This is a genomic window from Alteromonas sp. ISO5 (assembly GCF_058105165.1).
Map to the genome: position 1 here is coordinate 90,702 of NZ_CM176572.1, position 18,523 is coordinate 109,224.

An 18,523-nucleotide genomic window follows, 5' to 3' on the forward strand; every position below is an offset into this window, starting at 1 on the left:
CTTAACTACCTGTCTGTTGTGATTCAGATTGCAATGCCTGATTTTTTCGCGCCGCCACAATGCGGGCTTGCCGCGCTTGTTCTTCACGAGCGTTATGCAACAACTTTTTATGGGTGCCGGCACTGTCGACAACTATCCAAACCAGCGCCAGCAGCGACACACCAAATGACAGCCAAACATAAAGGGCATAGCCGCCCATGGCCAGGAAGTCCTGTAAACTATTAAACTGCATGATCATCTCCGAGCGCTCGCGCCGCCAGGTCTTTCACCCAGGGGCGGTGGTATTCTCGCCGAATAATTTCATTTTTCATACGCATTACGGTCACTGCTGCAATAAATAAGGCCAAACCCAGTAAAGCGATCAATAAAGGCCAAAGCATTTCAGGCGCAATGGAAGGCTTATCGAACTTACTGATCGTCGCGCCCTGGTGCAAGGTATTCCACCATTCAACCGAATAGTGAATAATGGGCACATTCACAACGCCAACCAGGGCCATTACACCTGCCGCTTTACCCGCCTGTTGTTTATCCTCAAACGCGCCGTATAGGGCAATCACACCAAGATAAAGAAATAACAAAATTAATTCAGAAGTGAGTCTGGCATCCCATACCCACCAGGTGCCCCACATGGGCTTGCCCCAGGCGGCCCCGGTAAACAGCGCAATAAATGTAATCACAGCCCCAACGGGGGCCATGGCAATCATGGCCATGAAAGCTGTTCGCCATTGCCATACAATGCCAACTAACGCGGCAACCGCCATTGCCACATAGGTACTCATCGACAAAATTGCGCTGGGCACATGAATATAAATAATCCGAAAAGAATCCCCCTGCTGATAGTCCTGGGGCGCAAAGGCCAGTCCCCAGAGACTGCCGGCTAATAAGCATAAGATGCCAGGCCAGAGAAAGTAGGGCTGCAGCGTCACACACAGTTGATACGCTCGTTCAGGTTTTGCATACGGATGTAACCACTTCCACATCAGTTTTGACTCACTTTAAGTGCATAAGCAATTGCAAAGGGGGCTGTTGCCATTGCCAGCATCAGCATGGCGCCAATAATAGCAAGTTGTGCCCGGTAAGGTAATTGGAGTGCCGCAGAATCTACCGCCGAGGTGGCAAATATCAATAACGGAATGAAAACCGGTATTAGCAGAAGTGCCAGCAGTACTCCGCCTCGCTGTAATCCTACCGTTAATCCGACCGCTATCGCGCCCACCAGCGAAAGAAGCGGCGTGCCCAGTATCAGGGTCAGCATTAACGCGATATACATATCGACCGTCAGGTTTAAAAATAGTGCCAATAACGGCGAAAAAAGCGCCAAAGGGAAGAAGCTCACCAACCAGTGAACCATTACCTTAACCGCGGCAATTGCCGCGACAGACTGGCCACTCAGCATATATTGTTCCAGCGAACCATCCCAAAAATCGTCACGAAACAGACGTTCCATGGCCAGCAATGAGGACAGGATCGCCGCAATCCATATCACACCCGGACCAATCTTTTGCAAGGTTACCGGCCCTGGTCCAATGCCCAGGGGAAAAAGGGTAATAACCATTAACAAAAACATCAGTGGTTGCGCCAGCTCAGAACGCTGGCGAAAAGCCAGCGCCATATCCCGCTTAAAGATACCGTTTATCAACGTATTCATAGCTGATACTCCAGCACTAACTCAGTAAATGGGCCGGCCTGTTCACTCAAAGGTTGGTGCGAGGTAGTGATAATGGCACCCTGATTGGCAACATGCTCACGCATATGCGTTTCGAGCAATTCAATGCCATCGGTATCCAGCGCGGTAAACGGCTCGTCAAGGATCCAATAGGTCGCTTGTTTCAACCATAAACGAGAAAGGGCGACCCGTCGCTGTTGACCGGCTGAAAGTATCCTTACCGGCACATCTTCGAGCCCTACCAGTCCGAGCCTTGCAAGCACCTGATAGGCCCGCTGTGCAACAAAATCAGTGCCGTGCTGTGCACACCAGAAGCGCAAATTTTCCATAGCAGTTAGTGCACCATTAATACCTGCCTTGTGGCCCACATAGATCAGTTGCTGATTAAACCTATCCCGCACTTTATCCAGCGGCTCGTCATTTAGCAGTAGCTGGCCGCCCTCTGGCGCTGACAAACCGGTTAAGATCCGTAACAAACTTGTTTTACCTGCGCCATTGGGACCCCGCAGGTAAATAAGTTGACCGGGCGATAAGCTAAACGACAGGTCAGAAAACAACACTCTGTCACGTTTAATACAGGTTAAATTGTCTGCTGCAAGTCCTGCCAAGATGTATCCCGTTCTGTTAGCAAAAAAATCCGCCGCATTCTATCATAAACCAGCCGCTTCGCATCTTACCCAAAGGGCGGATCGGCAAATTTCTGATCTATTTCAATCTTTGGCATGATTGACATTATACTTAACTGTTGAAACTGTCTGCCGATAACGACTTATGCAATCATCCAATCTGCCCCCACAAGCAAGCTCCGAGAGCAGTCGAGTCAATACTGCAGAGTCATCAAGTGTGGCGACAAAAACCCAGACAATAGCCAGAATTGCTCAGGTTTTACAGCCTGTGCAGGCTGCCGCCACTACCGCAGCAAAAATGTCGACAACATCTGCCGGACCGGAAAAGGCCTCCAGGGCGTCACCGGTTAATATTGCCAGTGTATTCATGGCTACAAACCAGCAACTACTGCAGGTTAGTCCTGCCGTGCGCGTGTCCAGCGCAGAAAGCTTGCTGTTGGTGCGCCTGCCCACTGAAGCACCGATCCAACCGCCGCAGGGTTCCTCCGTCCCGTTTAAAACTGTGTTGCCGCCGCATTCCGGAGCTGCGGCATTACCAGCGTTACTCAAAATATCGCCGGAAACCATTCACCAACGGGTATCCCAGGTGCAGTTTCAGTCACTTATGACGGCATTAACCCGCTCTTTCACTGCGCCGGTCACGCTGCAGGCCACGGTTATCCAACAAGACAATACCTCAATAAGGGTCAATGCCGGCACAGCGCGGCCATTGATTATCGATATTCCGTTAGCGAAAGCGGCCAGGCATAGCGATGCAGCGTTGTCCAGTCCCTCCGCGAACAAAGCGGCTTTACCGGCAACAGTATCACTGACCGTTTCATCGCGGCAAAATCAGTTAAAGGTGCAAATAACCCCGCCTTCCCCATCTGCAACGACAGCACAAGCCAGTGCGCCTGCTCCTGGTGCCAGTATCCTGACTAGTGTGCAACGAAGTGTTAACGTGCCGGTGAATTCGCCCCTTGCCAGTAAGCTCACTCAGGCGATTACCCAACAAATGCCTCTCAACGTAGAGCCGCCTAAACTAGCCAATTGGGTAACTCAGTCACTATCGCCTGCAGCGACAAAATCATTTCAGCAGCTGAGTCCGATGCTACCTGCAACAGTGAGTATTAAAGGCAGTGAAGTTACCATCACCGGCTATAAGACACAGCTACTAGCGGTCAGTACAACATCAACCGAGCCCATGAGCCGATTAGCGCCCCAAATTAGCCCACAGCAAACTGGGCAGCTAAATATTCAAAGTACTACCGCCAAGAGTATCCCTCAGGTCACTTTTACGCCTTTACCCGCACAGCCTGAAATAACCACCAGGCAATCAGTGCAGCAAACATCATCTTCGCGGCTTAGCGCCGGTATGCCGAAAACGGACAGCAGACAACCCCAGCAGGCAATGTTCCATTCAGCAACCATAAACAACGAGCTGGATAAGCCTGCGATACCGACAGAAGTAGAAAGTATCGCGAAACATAAACTGGCGCAGCTTCCAGCTGAGGTCCAAACAGCTCTGGCGCAATTCATACGATCAGCAAATAGGATTAATGTCAGTAATACGGAATCGTCGCAAGTCAGTCTTAGTGTACTCACCACCGCGCTGCAAAAGTTCGCTAGTGCTAATCCAGCCCTTGCCAGACCCATCAACTCGGTGATTGAACAGTTACAGTTGAACCTTTCAACAAACAACAAATTACCAACAGCAGAGCCATCACAGCTCCAGCCCGAATTGGGTGGTTCAGCCGAGCCGGCTGCAGCGAGAAATAGCACCGACTCAGCCCTACTGAGCTCGGCACTGAAACAACTAATCACTTCGCCGGCCTGGCTTCAGTCTCCGCTAACACTTTCATCACCGCCGCCAGGACAGAGCTTTTTAAACGGCCTGATTCAGCTATTACAGTTGTCACTGCTTGGCAGACACTTTAAAACCCATGAGGATATCGATCAGGCGCTTAATCGGCAACGAGCGACTGCACCGAAAGGCAATTCACCAAACAGCCTGCTAGGTTCAATTACCGGGCGTCAGGTCAGGGAATTTGCCCAACTCGACAGCCAGCAAAACCTGCTCAAGCAGCTTAAAGGGTTACTAGCCGGCCACCAAAGTGCCAAGCTTGGGAATATGGAGCAAACGTTACAAGGCAATGATAGCTTTTATTATGTGCTGCCCGGATTATTACCCCAGCAAAAACCGGCTGAACTGCTAATCCGTCGTGAGCGTGAACGACAGCCGGAACAACAAAACGACACGGCTCAAACGCAATGGCACCTCACCATGAAGCTCGATATCGGTGAGCAGGGAGAACTGCTCACTAAAGCGAAAATCCGTGATGAACAGCTTTATCTTGATATTTATTCGTCAAACCAGGCTCTGCTCGAAAAGGTGTGCGTAACCCTGCCCTTTTTACTCAAACGCTTTAAACAACTTGGGTTAACTGTTGAGGAACACAAACTGCAATTGGGTAAGATACCCGAGACGCTGGCTAACCGGCCTTATCAGATACTGGAGACTCAGGCATGACTCGTAAAAGTAAACGCGCCGTTGGCATTAAATATAATGAAGCCGAACCGTCACAGGCACCAACGGTTATCGCTAAAGGTTATGATGATCTAGCCGAAGCAATTATCGCCAGTGCGAAAGCCAATGGCGTGCTGATTCATGAAGATCCCTATTTAAGTGAATTTCTTACTACCCTTGATCTCGGCCAGTCGATTCCGGAACCCTTATACTATGTTATCGCCGAATTACTGGCTTATTCGTACGTATTGCAGGGCAAAGTGCCAGAGAACTGGAAACAGGCATTTCCCGGCATCGAAGAGAAAATTTAGAAGGTGCTATCGACAGACACTTCGCCCGTCTCCTGGTCATAGAATATTGAATAGCCAGGTTATACTACCAGATAGAAGATACACGCGTTAGCACTGCAAACGGCCTGATAATCACCAGAAGTATCCTGTACGATGGTTGGTGATCTATCCAATTAAAGCGGCGCTTCATACCGATGTACAATTTCAGGCATTATTTAACATCGGACTCACTTCATAAAGCAGATAACTTTGTGCAGGCAATCCACTTGCCTTTAAATCCTGGTGGTTTTCATCGTTCCCTTACCAATCAAGGTTACCTACAGGTCCTGAATTACCATTGATGGCCCATTTAAGGAGGGCGAGCTTAATCGCAGAATCAAAAGCTGTACCGGTCCCTTGTCCAGACGCAACATGAGCATCATCCTGAAAGTCGACAAACCGCGATAAAACGGTAACAAAAAGCACTCCAATTAGAATAATCACTGCGATGAACTCAATCAGCGTAACGCCTGAATGTCGATGGGTGTCAAGAATAATAAAATAAAAACAAACACTTAAGATTTATAAACTGTGAAGATACTGTAAACCCATGGTCCGCGAATACCCACACCTTATTTGTCATATAAAAAAGCCCATCCAAATGGATGGGCAAAACTATAAGTTAGGCTTATAGGGGGTTTCCAACGGGTGTTGAAAAAAGTCACTGTTACATTAAAGCACGTCTTCAGGCTCTACATCGTCAGCTTTAATATTTTTCGATAACAGTAATTCTGCACGGATCTTGGTTTCAATATCGTTAGCGATATCCGGGTTTTGCTTAAGGAATTTCACCACGTTCGCTTTACCCTGACCAATTCTGTCGCCGTTATAGCTGTACCAGGCACCGGCTTTATCAACCAGCTTTTGCTTAACACCCAAATCAATCAGCTCAGCTTCTTTACTGATACCGGCACCATACATAATTTGGAATTCAGCCTGTTTAAACGGTGGTGCCACTTTGTTTTTAACGACTTTCACGCGGGTCTCATTACCCACCACTTCGTCGCCCTCTTTTACTGAGCCTATGCGACGAATGTCCAAACGAACTGAAGAATAGAACTTCAGTGCGTTACCACCGGTAGTGGTTTCCGGGTTACCGAACATTACACCAATCTTCATTCGAATCTGGTTGATGAAAATACACAGCGTATTAGAACGCTTAATATTACCGGTCAGTTTACGCAGCGCCTGCGACATTAACCGCGCCTGTAAACCAACGTGTGAGTCACCCATATCACCTTCGATTTCGGCTTTAGGTGTCAGAGCTGCTACCGAGTCCACAATCACTACATCGACGGCACCAGAGCGAACCAGCATGTCACAGATTTCCAGTGCCTGCTCACCCGTATCCGGCTGGGATACCAATAGATCGTCAATGTTTACCCCAAGCTTTTCGGCATACACCGGATCCAACGCATGTTCGGCATCCACAAACGCACAGGTTTTGCCCTTTTTCTGTGCTTCAGCGATAACCTGCAGGGTTAAGGTTGTTTTACCTGATGACTCAGGACCGTAGATCTCAACCACCCGGCCACAAGGTAAACCGCCGATCCCTAATGCAATATCAATACTCAACGAGCCGGTAGAAATAGACTCGATATCCATTGCCTGGTTGTCGCCCAGACGCATAATAGCGCCCTTACCAAATTGCTTTTCAATCTGACCGACCGCAGCCGATAGTGCTTTAGATTTGTTGTCGTCCACCGAAAACCCCTCGTTATTCTGTTCTGATTGCGTTATCCGCAGTTGCTTTTACTAATACTGCCGGTAAGCTAGGCATCTGTAAAATAATGACTGCATAATATACTGTATGGTTATACAGTGCAATATGCATTTTGCCTTTTCTTTATTTCATCATGTCTGGTTTATTCTGCAACTAGTCTGTGGTGCAGTGTAGCAATAACAAACTCAATCGCCTGGGTACGAACCGCTTCGCGGTCGCCGTCAAACTGGCGGCGAATTGTATCGGTTACCCCATTTAAGTAAAAGCCAAACCATACAGTACCCACCGGTTTTTCTTCACTGCCGCCGCCCGGTCCCGCTATGCCGCTAATTGCTGCGCAGCACTGAGCACCAGACTGCTGTGCTGTCCCCCTTGCCATTTCACACACAGTCTCTGCCGACACCGCACCAAAATTATCAAGGGTTTCACTACTGACATTAACCAATGCCTGTTTTGCCTGATTTGAATAAGTGACATAGCTTTGATTAAACCAATCGGAGCTGCCGGCCACGGAGGTTAAGGCATAGGCTACTCCCCCGCCGGTGCAGGATTCCGCACAGGAAACCGACCAACGTTTATGCCGGAGTGCCTCACCAACGGCCAAAATCTGCTCAGCTAAGACGTTTATATCCAGTTGCTGTCTCGAAAAAGTTGAAAATGACTGACTCATAGGAATAATACACTCATAATACTGAGACCGTATTATTGGTCAAAACCACAATCGCAAGCAACCAGCAAGCTGAGGCATTCTTGGAATCACACACGCCAATGATGCGCCAATACCTGAATATAAAGGCGCAGCACCCTAACATTTTACTTTTTTACCGCATGGGCGATTTTTATGAATTGTTCTATGACGACGCTAAGCGCGCGGCCGAGCTGCTGGATATTTCCCTTACGGCCCGGGGTAAATCAGGCGGCGAGCCCATCCCAATGGCGGGAGTGCCCTACCATGCAGTAGAAAGTTATCTGGCACGGTTGGTGAAAATGGGCGAATCGGTGGCAATTTGCGAACAGGTTGGCGATCCGGCCACCAGTAAAGGCCCCGTAGAACGCCAGGTACAACGCATTGTCACCCCCGGCACGGTAACCGACGAAGCACTGTTGGACGAACGGCAGGATAACGTATTGGCTGCCGTTTACAGTGTAAAAGATCAGTTCGGACTGGCCTGGCTGGATATCACCAGCGGCCGCTTTTTAGTCAGTGAGTTTACCGGCAGTGACATGTTAAGTGCCGAGTTACAGCGCCTCAACCCGGCCGAATTGCTGTATCCCGAGGGCTTTGACTGGCTATCAAAGATTGATCATATTAAAGGTCTGCGCCGCCGTCCTGAATGGGAGTTTGATCAACAAACCGCAGAGCAACAGCTGAACCATCAGTTTGGCACCCGGGAACTCACCGGCTTTGGATTAGCCAATATCACCTTGGCTATCAGTGCCGCGGGTTGTGTTCTGCAATATGTTAAAGACACCCAGCGCACGGCTTTGCCACATATTCGCGCTATCACCCTAGAGCAGCAATCTACCCGCGTTCAACTTGATGCTGCAACGCGCAAAAATCTAGAGCTAACGCGCAATTTATCCGGCGGCACCGAACACACCCTGTTCGCCGTGTTAGACAATACCGCCACCGCGATGGGTAGCCGACTATTACAACGTTTACTGCACGCGCCGATTACCGATCGAGACGAACTAATCGCCCGTCAGCAAGCTATCGGCGACTTGCTTAACGGCGACTACCCAACGCTTACCAGTCAGTTAAAGAAGATTGGTGATATCGAGCGGATCATGGCGCGTTTAGCGCTACGCTCAGCACGTCCGCGGGATTTTGCCCGGCTGCGCAATGCGCTTACCAGTCTGCCGGAATTACAACAAGGCCTGAGCCTGTTTACCGCGCCGCTTATTAAGAGTTTAAGTAAGCAAATCAGCGAATTCCCCGAACTGTCAGACTTACTGAATAACGCCATTATCGATAACCCGCCGGTGGTGATCCGCGATGGCGGCGTAATCGCCCCTGGCTATAATGCCGAACTTGACGAGCTGCGTGACTTATCCGATGGCGCCACCGAGCTGCTACGCCAGATAGAAACCCGTGAGCGGGAGCAAACCGGCATCAGCACACTTAAAGTAGGCTACAATAAAGTGCATGGCTTCTTTATCGAAGTCTCCCGGGCCAACAGTCATCTGGTGCCTGCCAGTTATATCCGCCGCCAGACCTTAAAGAATAATGAGCGCTACATCACGCCAGAGCTAAAAGAGCATGAGGATAAAGTGCTTACCTCGCAAAGCCGCGCGCTAGCATTGGAGAAACGCCTCTATGAGGAGCTTTTCGACTTAGTCAACCCGCAGCTTGATGCCCTGATCAGCAGCGCTGCCGCACTGGCAAAGCTTGATGTACTGATCACCCTGGCAGAACGTGCTGAAACCCTGGAATATCATTGCCCCACACTGTCCGACGTGCCAGGCGTTACTTATCAGCAAGGCCGCCATCCTGTGGTTGAATACGTGATGGATTCACCGTTTATTCCCAACCCGCTTAACATGGATACGAACTCCCGGATTAAAATCATTACCGGCCCGAATATGGGCGGTAAATCCACCTTTATGCGCCAGACGGCACTGATTGTGTTACTGGCTTATATTGGTAGTTACGTACCCGCAGAGTCCGCCGAAATCGGCCCGGTGGATAAAATATTCACCCGCATCGGCGCCTCAGACGATTTGGCCTCCGGCCGCTCGACCTTTATGGTCGAGATGACCGAAACCGCTAATATTCTGCACAACGCTACGCCCTTTTCGCTGGTGTTGATGGATGAGATTGGCCGCGGTACCAGTACCTACGACGGGTTATCACTGGCCTGGGCCTGCGCCGAATATCTGGCCACCCGGTTACAGGCATTTACGTTATTTGCCACCCATTATTTTGAGCTCACAGAGCTTACTCAGACACTAAGCGGGGTACAGAATTTACATCTTGATGCCGTTGAACACGATGATACCATTCGCTTTATGCATTCCGTTGAAGTGGGAGCGGCCAGCAAGAGCTATGGTTTACAGGTTGCGCAGCTGGCTGGTGTTCCCAAAGCCGTGATCAGCGCGGCGAAAACCCGGCTTCGAACCCTCGAAAGTCAGCACACGGTATCGGCCAGCGAGCAAACACTTGCCGCAGCGCCTGCCCAGCAGAGCCTGTTGCCTGAGGAACCTATTGAATTGCCTGCCAGAACCAGCGCCCTGGAACAGGCTTTTGAGGATGTCGATCCCGATGAACTTACGCCAAAACAGGCCTTAGCGCTAATTTATGAACTCAAACAGCTAAAATCGTAAAATTACCAAAACGCCCGCTTTTTCAAACCCGGTTAAACGGCTTCCGTAAAACGGAAGTCGTTTAAAATCAGTCCCCTTGTATAAAACACCAGGAAACAGTATCTTTTAGAGCTGTTATAATTGTGTGAAAGCACCATATTGGGTATACTGTTGCGCCGTCTACAGTGTTGTTTAAAAACAACGTTTTACCCAAAAATATAACCCAACGTCTTAGGTTTCGCATGACAAACTATATTTTCGTCACCGGTGGTGTTGTTTCATCGCTTGGTAAAGGCATTGCTGCTGCATCCCTTGCCGCTATCCTTGAAGCACGCGGTCTCACCGTGACCATGCTTAAGCTGGATCCGTATATTAACGTTGATCCTGGTACCATGAGCCCCATTCAGCATGGCGAGGTTTTTGTAACTGATGATGGAGCAGAAACAGATCTCGACTTAGGTCACTACGAGCGTTTTATTCGCACCCGGATGACCAAACGCAACAACTTTACTACAGGACGGGTTTACGAAGAGGTACTGCGTCGCGAACGTCGCGGTGATTACCTGGGAGCCACTATTCAGGTTATTCCACACATTACCAACGAAATTAAACGCCGCGTTATCGAAGGCGCACAGGGTCACGATGTGGCGATTGTAGAAATAGGCGGAACCGTGGGTGATATCGAGTCACAACCGTTTATTGAAGCCATTCGTCAGTTGGGCACCGAAGTGGGTCGTGACCATGCCATGTTTATGCACTTAACCTTAGTGCCCTACATGCCTGCCTCTGGTGAACTGAAAACCAAGCCAACTCAGCACAGCGTGAAAGAGTTGCGTTCAATTGGTATTCAACCTGACATTCTGGTGTGCCGTTCGGTAGGTGCTATGCCAGCCTCAGAACGCTCTAAGATTGCCTTGTTCACCAACGTGGCTGAAAAAGCCGTAATCTCCTTAAAAGACGTGGATAGCATTTACCGTATCCCGGCGGCACTGAAAGCGCAGAGCCTTGATCAACTGGTGGTTGATCGTTTCCGTCTGGACTGCCCGGAAGCCGATCTTACCGAGTGGGAACAGGTGCTGTATGCAGAATCTAACCCGGTGGGTGAGGTTAACATCGGTATGGTGGGTAAATACGTTGAATTACCGGATGCCTACAAGTCTGTTAACGAAGCGCTTAAGCACGCTGGCCTGAAAAACCGCCTGACGGTGAATATCCATTATGTTGACTCACAGGACATTGAATCCAAAGGTACCCAAATCCTTGAGAACCTGGATGCCATTCTGGTCCCTGGCGGCTTTGGTGAACGCGGTATCGAAGGTAAGATTGCGGCAGCCCGTTATGCCCGCGAAAACAAAGTACCCTACTTAGGGATTTGTTTAGGCATGCAGGTAGCGCTGATCGAATTTGCTCGCAATGTAGTAGGCATGGAAAAAGCCAACAGTACCGAATTTGACCCCAGCTCACCGTATCCGGTAGTGGGTTTGATCACCGAATGGCTGGACTCAGACGGCAGCACGGAAACCCGTGATGAATCATCCGATCTGGGTGGCACCATGCGTCTGGGTAGTCAGTTGTGCCATCTGATCCCTGGCAGCAAGGTACACGCAGCATACGGCAGCGAAGAGATTTACGAGCGCCATCGTCACCGCTACGAAGTGAACAATAACCTGCGAGACCAAATCGAAGCAGCAGGCCTTAAGGTCAGTGGTTTGTCCACCGATAAACGCCTTGTCGAGGTCATTGAAATCCCGGATCATCCGTGGTTTGTGGCCGGTCAGTTCCACCCGGAGTTTACTTCAACTCCCCGCGACGGCCATCCACTGTTTACCGGTTTCGTTGCAGCGGCGCAGGCGTATCAGAAAGAGAACCATTAATTTATAGAACCCGGCGCTGATTACTCCCGCAGTGCCATTATTATTGTTGAGGAAGAAAAAAATGGCGAAGATCTCGCGTATCATTGGACGTGAAATTCTGGACTCTCGTGGTAACCCCACGGTAGAAGCGGACGTATATTTAGACTCAGGTGTTATGGGTCGCGCCTGCGCACCTTCTGGTGCCTCTACCGGTTCTCGTGAAGCACTGGAATTACGCGACGGCGATAAAGGCCGCTACATGGGTAAAGGTGTAGAAAAAGCCGTAGCAGCAGTAAACGAGAAAATCGCACCGGCCCTGATTGGCATGGATCCGGTCGCTCAGACTGATATCGACAAAACCATGATCGATTTGGACGGTACCGAAAACAAAGAAAACCTGGGTGCTAATGCGATCCTGGCCGTATCACTAGCCGTCGCCAAAGCCGCGGCTACTGAGAAAGGCGTTGCACTTTACGAGCACATTGCCGACCTTAACGGTACATCAGGCCAGTACTCAATGCCAGTACCGATGATGAACATCATCAACGGTGGTGAGCACGCCGACAACAACGTTGATATCCAGGAGTTCATGGTTCAGCCGGTTGGCGCGAAAAGCTTTAAAGAAGCCCTGCGCATGGGTGCTGAAATTTTCCACAACCTGAAGAAAGTACTTAGTGCTAAAGGACTGAATACAGCCGTTGGCGATGAAGGTGGCTTTGCGCCTAACCTGAGCTCAAACGCAGAAGCTCTGGCGGTGATCGTTGAAGCGGTAGAAAAAGCCGGTTACAAAATGAACGATGACGTCACCCTGGCGCTTGATTGTGCCGCTTCTGAGTTCTACAAAGAAGGCAAATACGTGCTGTCTGGTGAAGACAAGTCATTTGATTCTGAAGCTTTTGGTGATTACCTGGCAGCGCTGTGTGAACAGTACCCAATCGTGTCTATCGAAGATGGTCTTGACGAGAGCGACTGGGACGGCTGGGCCAGCCTGACCAAGAAAATTGGTGACAAAGTGCAATTGGTTGGTGACGACCTGTTCGTCACCAATACCAAGATCCTTAAGCGTGGTACTGAAAACGGTATCGGTAACTCTATCCTGATCAAATTCAACCAAATCGGTTCATTGACCGAAACCTTAGAAGCGATCAAGATGGCCAAAGATGCAGGCTTTACTGCCGTTATCTCACACCGTTCAGGTGAAACCGAAGATGCCACCATCGCCGACCTCGCAGTAGGTACCGCAGCCGGCCAAATCAAAACCGGTTCCCTGTGTCGTTCAGACCGTGTAGCTAAGTACAACCAGTTACTGCGCATCGAAGAAGCGCTGGCTGGCAACGTAGCTTACAACGGCCGTAGCGAAATTAAAGGTCAGTAATCAAAGCAGGCGGGCAGCAGTGCCCGCCAGTTTTTTGATGCTGTCCCTACAAACAAAACGCTAATGGCGCATTCGTCCGACCCAGCGTCACCTCAATCCGACTTCTTCAATGCAGTCGAGTCAGACACATCCCAACGTATCATCGCTGAGTTGTGCAACGCCTTATATGAGCGCGAACTTGCGCTTATCGCCCAGCAAGGCCCCAACCAAACCAGTTTACTGCGTCGTCGTATTGCCGGCCTGAGCCACCATGTCAGACGCACAGCTCGTTTTCTGGCGGCCAAGGCCGTGCCGTTGGAACTGGATGAACACAATGCCAGTTGGCAGGCCAAACAAGCTGCCAAAAGCCCGGCTCGCAAAAGCGATATCAGCGAAACCCAATCCTGGTTTAACAATTTTGCCCAGATTGGCCTGGTGGTTCCTGTTCGGGTACAGGAATTCGATAATGAACATATTGAGATTGATTCTATCGACCGTGTGCAAGCCGAGAATCAAACCTTGCATACCAATAAATTTGGCTGGTTCGATTACAGTGGTACGCAGGTCGAGAGTCCCCCACGCTTTGCCAATAGAGCACATATCACCCTGACCCTGCTTAAACCATCAAAAGCAATCATCACCGCAGCATGCTGTGGCCATAGCTGGAACCATAAGGGGCGTATTTCGCCGCGAAGACTAACATTGCGCGAAATTCTTCTGGCGAGTACCCTCAACTGGAAAAAATTCAATGAGGTGAAATCTCCGGAACCTCGCTAACTGAAACAATTATCTCATATCTGCCATATACGGGAAATCTTATCCTATTTTTTGCCTCAACCAGTAATTTATAACTAAAATTTATACCGAAAATCAGAATCAGTGGTTGACCTGCTGCGGTTCAGGCTGTAAATTATCGGGCATCGGAAAGGTCGCTCATGCAGCAGAAAACAGGTTTCATTAATGCCGCGTACGTTTATTCTATCTCTTCTACTCCTTATGGCAGCCAGATTGCACGGGTAGATTGCGACCATCGAATCAATATATAAAACCCGTGCACAGCACGGGTTTTTTTTTAACTAAAATCAACGAGAGACAGCCATGACGAATCAGGTAAAAATATTTGATACGACCTTGCGTGACGGCGAACAAGCCTTGCCAGCCAGTTTAAGTGTAAAAGAAAAACTGCAGATCGCACTGGCTCTTGAACGTCTCGGCGTTGATATCATTGAAGCAGGCTTTCCGGTGTCATCGCCAGGTGATTTCAAATCTGTGCAAATGATTGCCAAAGAAATCAAAAACTCAACGGTTGCGGGTTTATCACGCGCCGTACCAGCCGACATTGATGCCTGCGGCGAAGCACTGAAAGTGGCAGACCAGTTCCGCATTCATACGTTTATCGCTACATCCGAAATTCACGTCAACAACAAATTACGAAAATCTCAGGATGACGTAGTCGAGATGGCCGTTGCCGCGGTTAAACGCGCTCGCAACTACACCGACGACGTAGAGTTCTCCTGTGAAGATGCCGGGCGTACCGAAATTGGTTACCTGGCCCGTATGGTCGAGGCAGTGATTGCAGCCGGTGCCACTACGGTCAATATTCCGGATACCGTAGGCTATACCACACCTACCGAGTTCGGCGGCATTATTCGTCAGTTATTCGAACGTGTGCCTAACATTGATAAAGCAACGATTTCTGTTCACTGCCATAACGATTTAGGGCTGGCAGTAGCCAACTCACTGGCGGCAATTGAAAATGGTGCCCGTCAGGTAGAAGCGACCATTAACGGTATTGGTGAACGCGCAGGTAACAGCTCGCTGGAAGAAATCGCCATGATCCTGCAGACCCGCCACGCCTTGTATGGCCTTAACACTAACATCAACAGCAAAGAGATCAGCCGGACTTCGAAGCTGGTCAGCCAACTGTGCAATATGCCAGTTCAGGCTAATAAGGCGATCGTTGGTGCAAATGCCTTTAGTCACTCTTCGGGTATCCATCAGGACGGTGTCTTAAAAGCGCAAAATACCTATGAGATTATGACGCCTGAAAGTGTTGGCATTAACAAAAATAACCTTAACATGACCTCTCGTTCCGGACGTCACGTAATTAAGCATCGCTTACAAGAGCTGGGTTATAAAGATACGGATTACGATTTAGAAGCCATCTATTCGGCATTTTTGCATCTGGCCGACAAAAAAGGTCAGGTTTACGATTATGATTTAGAGGCGCTGCTGTTTTTCGATCAACAAAAACACGATCAGGCGCACTATCAGTTAACCTATTTGCACGCCACGTCAGGGAAAGAGATTATCCCCAGCGCCACCGTGCAGTTAAAAATCGGTGATGAACTGGTCACCCGCTGTGAGACCGGTAACGGTCCGGTGGATGCCTCGTACAAAGCCATTATGTCGATGCTGGGGCATAACGACCTGGAAGTGGTCGACTTTAAATTAGATTCCAAAGGCGAAGGTGCAGATGCACTGGCGTCGGTTAGCGTTATCACTGAATACAAGGGTCGCCGTTTCCATGGTTTGGGCCTGGCCACGGATATCGTTGAAGCCGGTGTTAAAGCGCTGATTTTCGTTTTAAACAACACCCACCTTGCTGACCAGATTGATCAGCAGAAGAACCAACAAGAACGCGTAACAGGAGTATAAATGAGCCAGTTTAACATTGCCGTGCTTGCCGGTGACGGCATCGGCCCGGAAGTGATGCAGGAAGCCAATAAAGTATTGGATGCCATCGAACAGAAGTTTGCCATCACCTTTAACCGTACTGCTTATCCTGTTGGCGGTTACGCCATTGATACCGAAGGTGAAGCGCTACCAGCCAAAACGCTGCTGGGCTGTGAACAGGCTGATGCCATTCTGTTTGGCTCTATTGGCGGCCCTAAGTGGGATACCCTGCCGTTGGAGCAACGTCCGGAGCGAGCGGCACTGTTAACTCTGCGCAGCCATTTTGATTTATTCAGTAACCTGCGCCCGGCAAAGATTTACAACGGTCTGGAAGACCTCTCTCCCCTGCGTAAGGATATTGCCGCCAGCGGTGTTGATGTATTGGTTATCCGCGAACTGACCAGTGGTATTTACTTTGGTCAGCCCAAAGGCCGTGATGGCGAAGGTGAAGAAGAATATGCTTTCGACACCATGCGCTACTCCAAGCGTGAAATACGTCGTATTGCAGTTAGCGCTTTTGAAGCCGCCATGAAACGCAATAAACGCGTTACATCCGTCGATAAAGCCAATGTACTGGTGTGCAGTCGCTTATGGCGGGAAGTGGCCGAAGAAGTAGCCAAAGACTATCCCGAAGTCGAGCTTGACCACATTTATATTGATAACGCCACCATGCAACTGGTGAAAAATCCGGCTCAGTTTGATGTGATGCTGTGTTCCAACCTGTTTGGTGACATCATTTCAGACGAATGTGCCATGATCACCGGTTCCATGGGACTGCTTCCTTCTGCGAGCCTTAACGAAGAAGGTTTTGGAATGTATGAGCCAGCCGGTGGCTCAGCGCCGGATATCGCCGGACAGGGAATCGCTAACCCTATCGCGCAGATTCTGTCTGCTTCGATGATGCTGCGTTTCAGCCTAAACCAGTCAGCAGCTGCGGACGCTATCGACAAAGCCGTTATTGATGTGCTGGAAGCCGGTATTTTAACCGGTGAATTATTACCAGCCGATAAACGCGACCAGGCCGCATCTACCACGCAGGTTGGCGACGCCATTGTTAAATCCATTTTAGATCAGGAGTAATTATTCATGGCTAAAACCTTATACGACAAGGTGTGGCAGGCCCACATCATCAGCCAGATGGGTGATGACAGTCTGATCTACATCGACCGTCATTTAATCCACGAAGTCACCAGTCCGCAGGCATTCGCCGGGCTCAACGAAAAAGGTCGTAAAGTGCGTCGTCCCGACCGCACCTTTGCTACGATGGACCATTCTATCTCAACCCGCAGCCTGGCGCTCGATGCTTGTGGTCCGCAAAACAAGCTGCAATTGCAAACGCTGGCCGAAAACTGCGAAGAACACGGAGTGAAATTATTCCCTGTAGGTCACCAAAAGCAGGGAATTGTGCACGTAATGGGTCCTGAGCTGGGCTTAATTCTGCCCGGCATGACTGTCGTGTGCGGTGATTCACATACCGCCACCCACGGCGCATTTGGCGCCCTGGCATTTGGTATTGGTACCTCTCAGGTAGAACACGTACTGGCAACCCAAACGCTCAAGCAAAGCCGTGGCAAAACCATGCAGATTAAAGTCAACGGTAAACTGGCCGTCGGCATTACTGCCAAAGACATCATTCTGGCCATCATTGGCAAGATTGGTCATGCCGGCGCCACCGCACACGTTATCGAATATTGTGGTGAAGCCATTGAAGCGCTGTCGATGGAAGAGCGCATGACAATCTGTAACATGAGCATCGAAGCAGGTGCCAAAGCTGGCATGATTGCGCCAGACCAAACCACCTTCGATTACCTAAAAGGCCGTGAGTTTGCCCCGCAGGGTGCCGACTGGGATGCGGCCGTTGAATACTGGAAAACATTGTATTCCGACGACGATGCCGTGTTTGATACCGTGGTGGAGCTCGAAGCCAGAGACATTACGCCACAGGTTACCTGGGGCACCAACCCGGGGCAGGTTATCGGCGTCAACGACCCCGTCCCCGGTCCGGAAGACTTCAGTGACAGTGTTGAGCAAGAATCGGCTCGTAAAGCCCTGCAATATATGGGACTGAAAGCCGGCGAGAAATTAGGCGACGTGCCGGTTTCTCACGTGTTTATTGGTTCTTGTACCAACAGCCGTATCGAAGATTTGCGCGCTGCGGCGCACATAGCCAAACAAGGTAAGGTAGCAGCTAATGTAACGGCTATGGTAGTGCCAGGGTCTGCTGCGGTTAAGCGCCAGGCCGAAGAAGAGAAGCTCGACGTGATATTTAAAGACGCCGGTTTTGAATGGCGTTTACCCGGCTGCTCAATGTGCTTAGGCATGAACGATGACCTGCTGACCGCTGGCGATCGTTGCGCCTCTACCAGTAACCGTAACTTTGAGGGCCGTCAGGGCCGCGGTGCCCGCACGCATCTGGTTAGCCCGGCAATGGCCGCCGCTGCCGCATTACGCGGTACCTTTGCCGATGTCAGAGATTTTCAGGAGTAA

General features: G+C 50.0%; 15 protein-coding genes. 9 read left to right on the forward strand and 6 right to left on the reverse strand.

Annotation, left to right across the window (positions count from 1 at the left end):
* Nucleotide 1: 1 nt before the first annotated feature.
* The 4 genes from ccmD to ccmA are packed head-to-tail and all read right to left on the reverse strand — an operon-like array spanning nt 2 to nt 2,274.
* Nucleotides 2-232, reverse strand: a complete 231-nt coding sequence (gene ccmD / locus AC2T0J_RS00415) for a heme exporter protein CcmD (protein ID WP_489808237.1) — start codon at nt 230-232, stop codon at nt 2-4.
* A complete protein-coding gene (locus AC2T0J_RS00420; RefSeq protein ID WP_489808238.1) occupies nt 222-980 on the reverse strand; it encodes a heme ABC transporter permease in 759 nt (252 codons plus the stop codon). The genes ccmD and AC2T0J_RS00420 overlap by 11 nt, the downstream gene beginning before the upstream one ends.
* Nucleotides 980-1,648: a heme exporter protein CcmB gene (gene ccmB / locus AC2T0J_RS00425; protein ID WP_489808239.1), complete on the reverse strand. Its 669-nt coding sequence runs from the start codon at nt 1,646-1,648 to the stop codon at nt 980-982. Before ccmB ends, AC2T0J_RS00420 begins: the two co-directional genes overlap by 1 nt.
* The gene (ccmA, locus tag AC2T0J_RS00430; RefSeq protein ID WP_489808240.1) at nt 1,645-2,274 is read right to left on the reverse strand and encodes a cytochrome c biogenesis heme-transporting ATPase CcmA; all 630 of its coding nucleotides are present in this window, start codon (nt 2,272-2,274) and stop codon (nt 1,645-1,647) included. Before ccmA ends, ccmB begins: the two co-directional genes overlap by 4 nt.
* Nucleotides 2,275-2,509: 235 nt before the next feature.
* Here ccmA and AC2T0J_RS00435 point away from each other — a divergent pair, with 235 nt between their 5' ends.
* Together AC2T0J_RS00435 and AC2T0J_RS00440 are read left to right on the forward strand one after the other, a co-directional pair.
* A complete protein-coding gene (locus AC2T0J_RS00435; RefSeq protein ID WP_489808241.1) occupies nt 2,510-4,801 on the forward strand; it encodes a hypothetical protein in 2,292 nt (763 codons plus the stop codon).
* A complete protein-coding gene (locus AC2T0J_RS00440; protein ID WP_489808242.1) occupies nt 4,798-5,109 on the forward strand; it encodes an EscU/YscU/HrcU family type III secretion system export apparatus switch protein in 312 nt (103 codons plus the stop codon). The genes AC2T0J_RS00435 and AC2T0J_RS00440 overlap by 4 nt, the downstream gene beginning before the upstream one ends.
* Nucleotides 5,110-5,799: 690 nt before the next feature.
* On the opposite strand, the gene recA is transcribed toward AC2T0J_RS00440, so the two are convergent.
* Both recA and AC2T0J_RS00450 read right to left on the reverse strand, forming a co-directional pair.
* Entirely contained in the window at nt 5,800-6,831 is a 1,032-nt protein-coding gene (gene recA, locus AC2T0J_RS00445; protein WP_489808243.1) for a recombinase RecA, read from the reverse strand.
* 161 nt (nt 6,832-6,992) lie between these two features.
* A complete protein-coding gene (locus AC2T0J_RS00450; RefSeq protein WP_489808244.1) occupies nt 6,993-7,520 on the reverse strand; it encodes a CinA family protein in 528 nt (175 codons plus the stop codon).
* Between the two features lie 35 nt (nt 7,521-7,555).
* Here AC2T0J_RS00450 and mutS point away from each other — a divergent pair, with 35 nt between their 5' ends.
* The 7 genes from mutS to leuC all read left to right on the forward strand — a co-directional run bounded on the left by mutS (nt 7,556) and on the right by leuC (nt 18,523).
* Nucleotides 7,556-10,174 (forward strand): DNA mismatch repair protein MutS, encoded by a 2,619-nt coding sequence (gene mutS / locus AC2T0J_RS00455; protein WP_489808245.1) that lies wholly within the window; start codon nt 7,556-7,558, stop codon nt 10,172-10,174.
* 221 nt (nt 10,175-10,395) lie between these two features.
* Nucleotides 10,396-12,027, forward strand: a complete 1,632-nt coding sequence (gene pyrG / locus AC2T0J_RS00460; protein WP_489808246.1) for a CTP synthase — start codon at nt 10,396-10,398, stop codon at nt 12,025-12,027.
* Between the two features lie 61 nt (nt 12,028-12,088).
* Complete coding sequence (gene eno / locus AC2T0J_RS00465) at nt 12,089-13,381, forward strand: phosphopyruvate hydratase (protein ID WP_489808247.1); 1,293 nt, start codon at nt 12,089-12,091, stop codon at nt 13,379-13,381.
* Nucleotides 13,382-13,444: 63 nt separating this feature from the next.
* The gene (locus AC2T0J_RS00470; protein WP_489808248.1) at nt 13,445-14,137 is read left to right on the forward strand and encodes a hypothetical protein; all 693 of its coding nucleotides are present in this window, start codon (nt 13,445-13,447) and stop codon (nt 14,135-14,137) included.
* Between the two features lie 321 nt (nt 14,138-14,458).
* Nucleotides 14,459-16,018, forward strand: a complete 1,560-nt coding sequence (leuA, locus tag AC2T0J_RS00475) for a 2-isopropylmalate synthase (RefSeq protein ID WP_489808249.1) — start codon at nt 14,459-14,461, stop codon at nt 16,016-16,018.
* Complete coding sequence (gene leuB / locus AC2T0J_RS00480; RefSeq protein ID WP_489808250.1) at nt 16,019-17,116, forward strand: 3-isopropylmalate dehydrogenase; 1,098 nt, start codon at nt 16,019-16,021, stop codon at nt 17,114-17,116.
* A 6-nt stretch (nt 17,117-17,122) separates the two neighbouring features.
* Nucleotides 17,123-18,523, forward strand: coding sequence for a 3-isopropylmalate dehydratase large subunit (gene leuC, locus AC2T0J_RS00485; protein WP_489808251.1), 1,401 nt, complete (start codon nt 17,123-17,125; stop codon nt 18,521-18,523).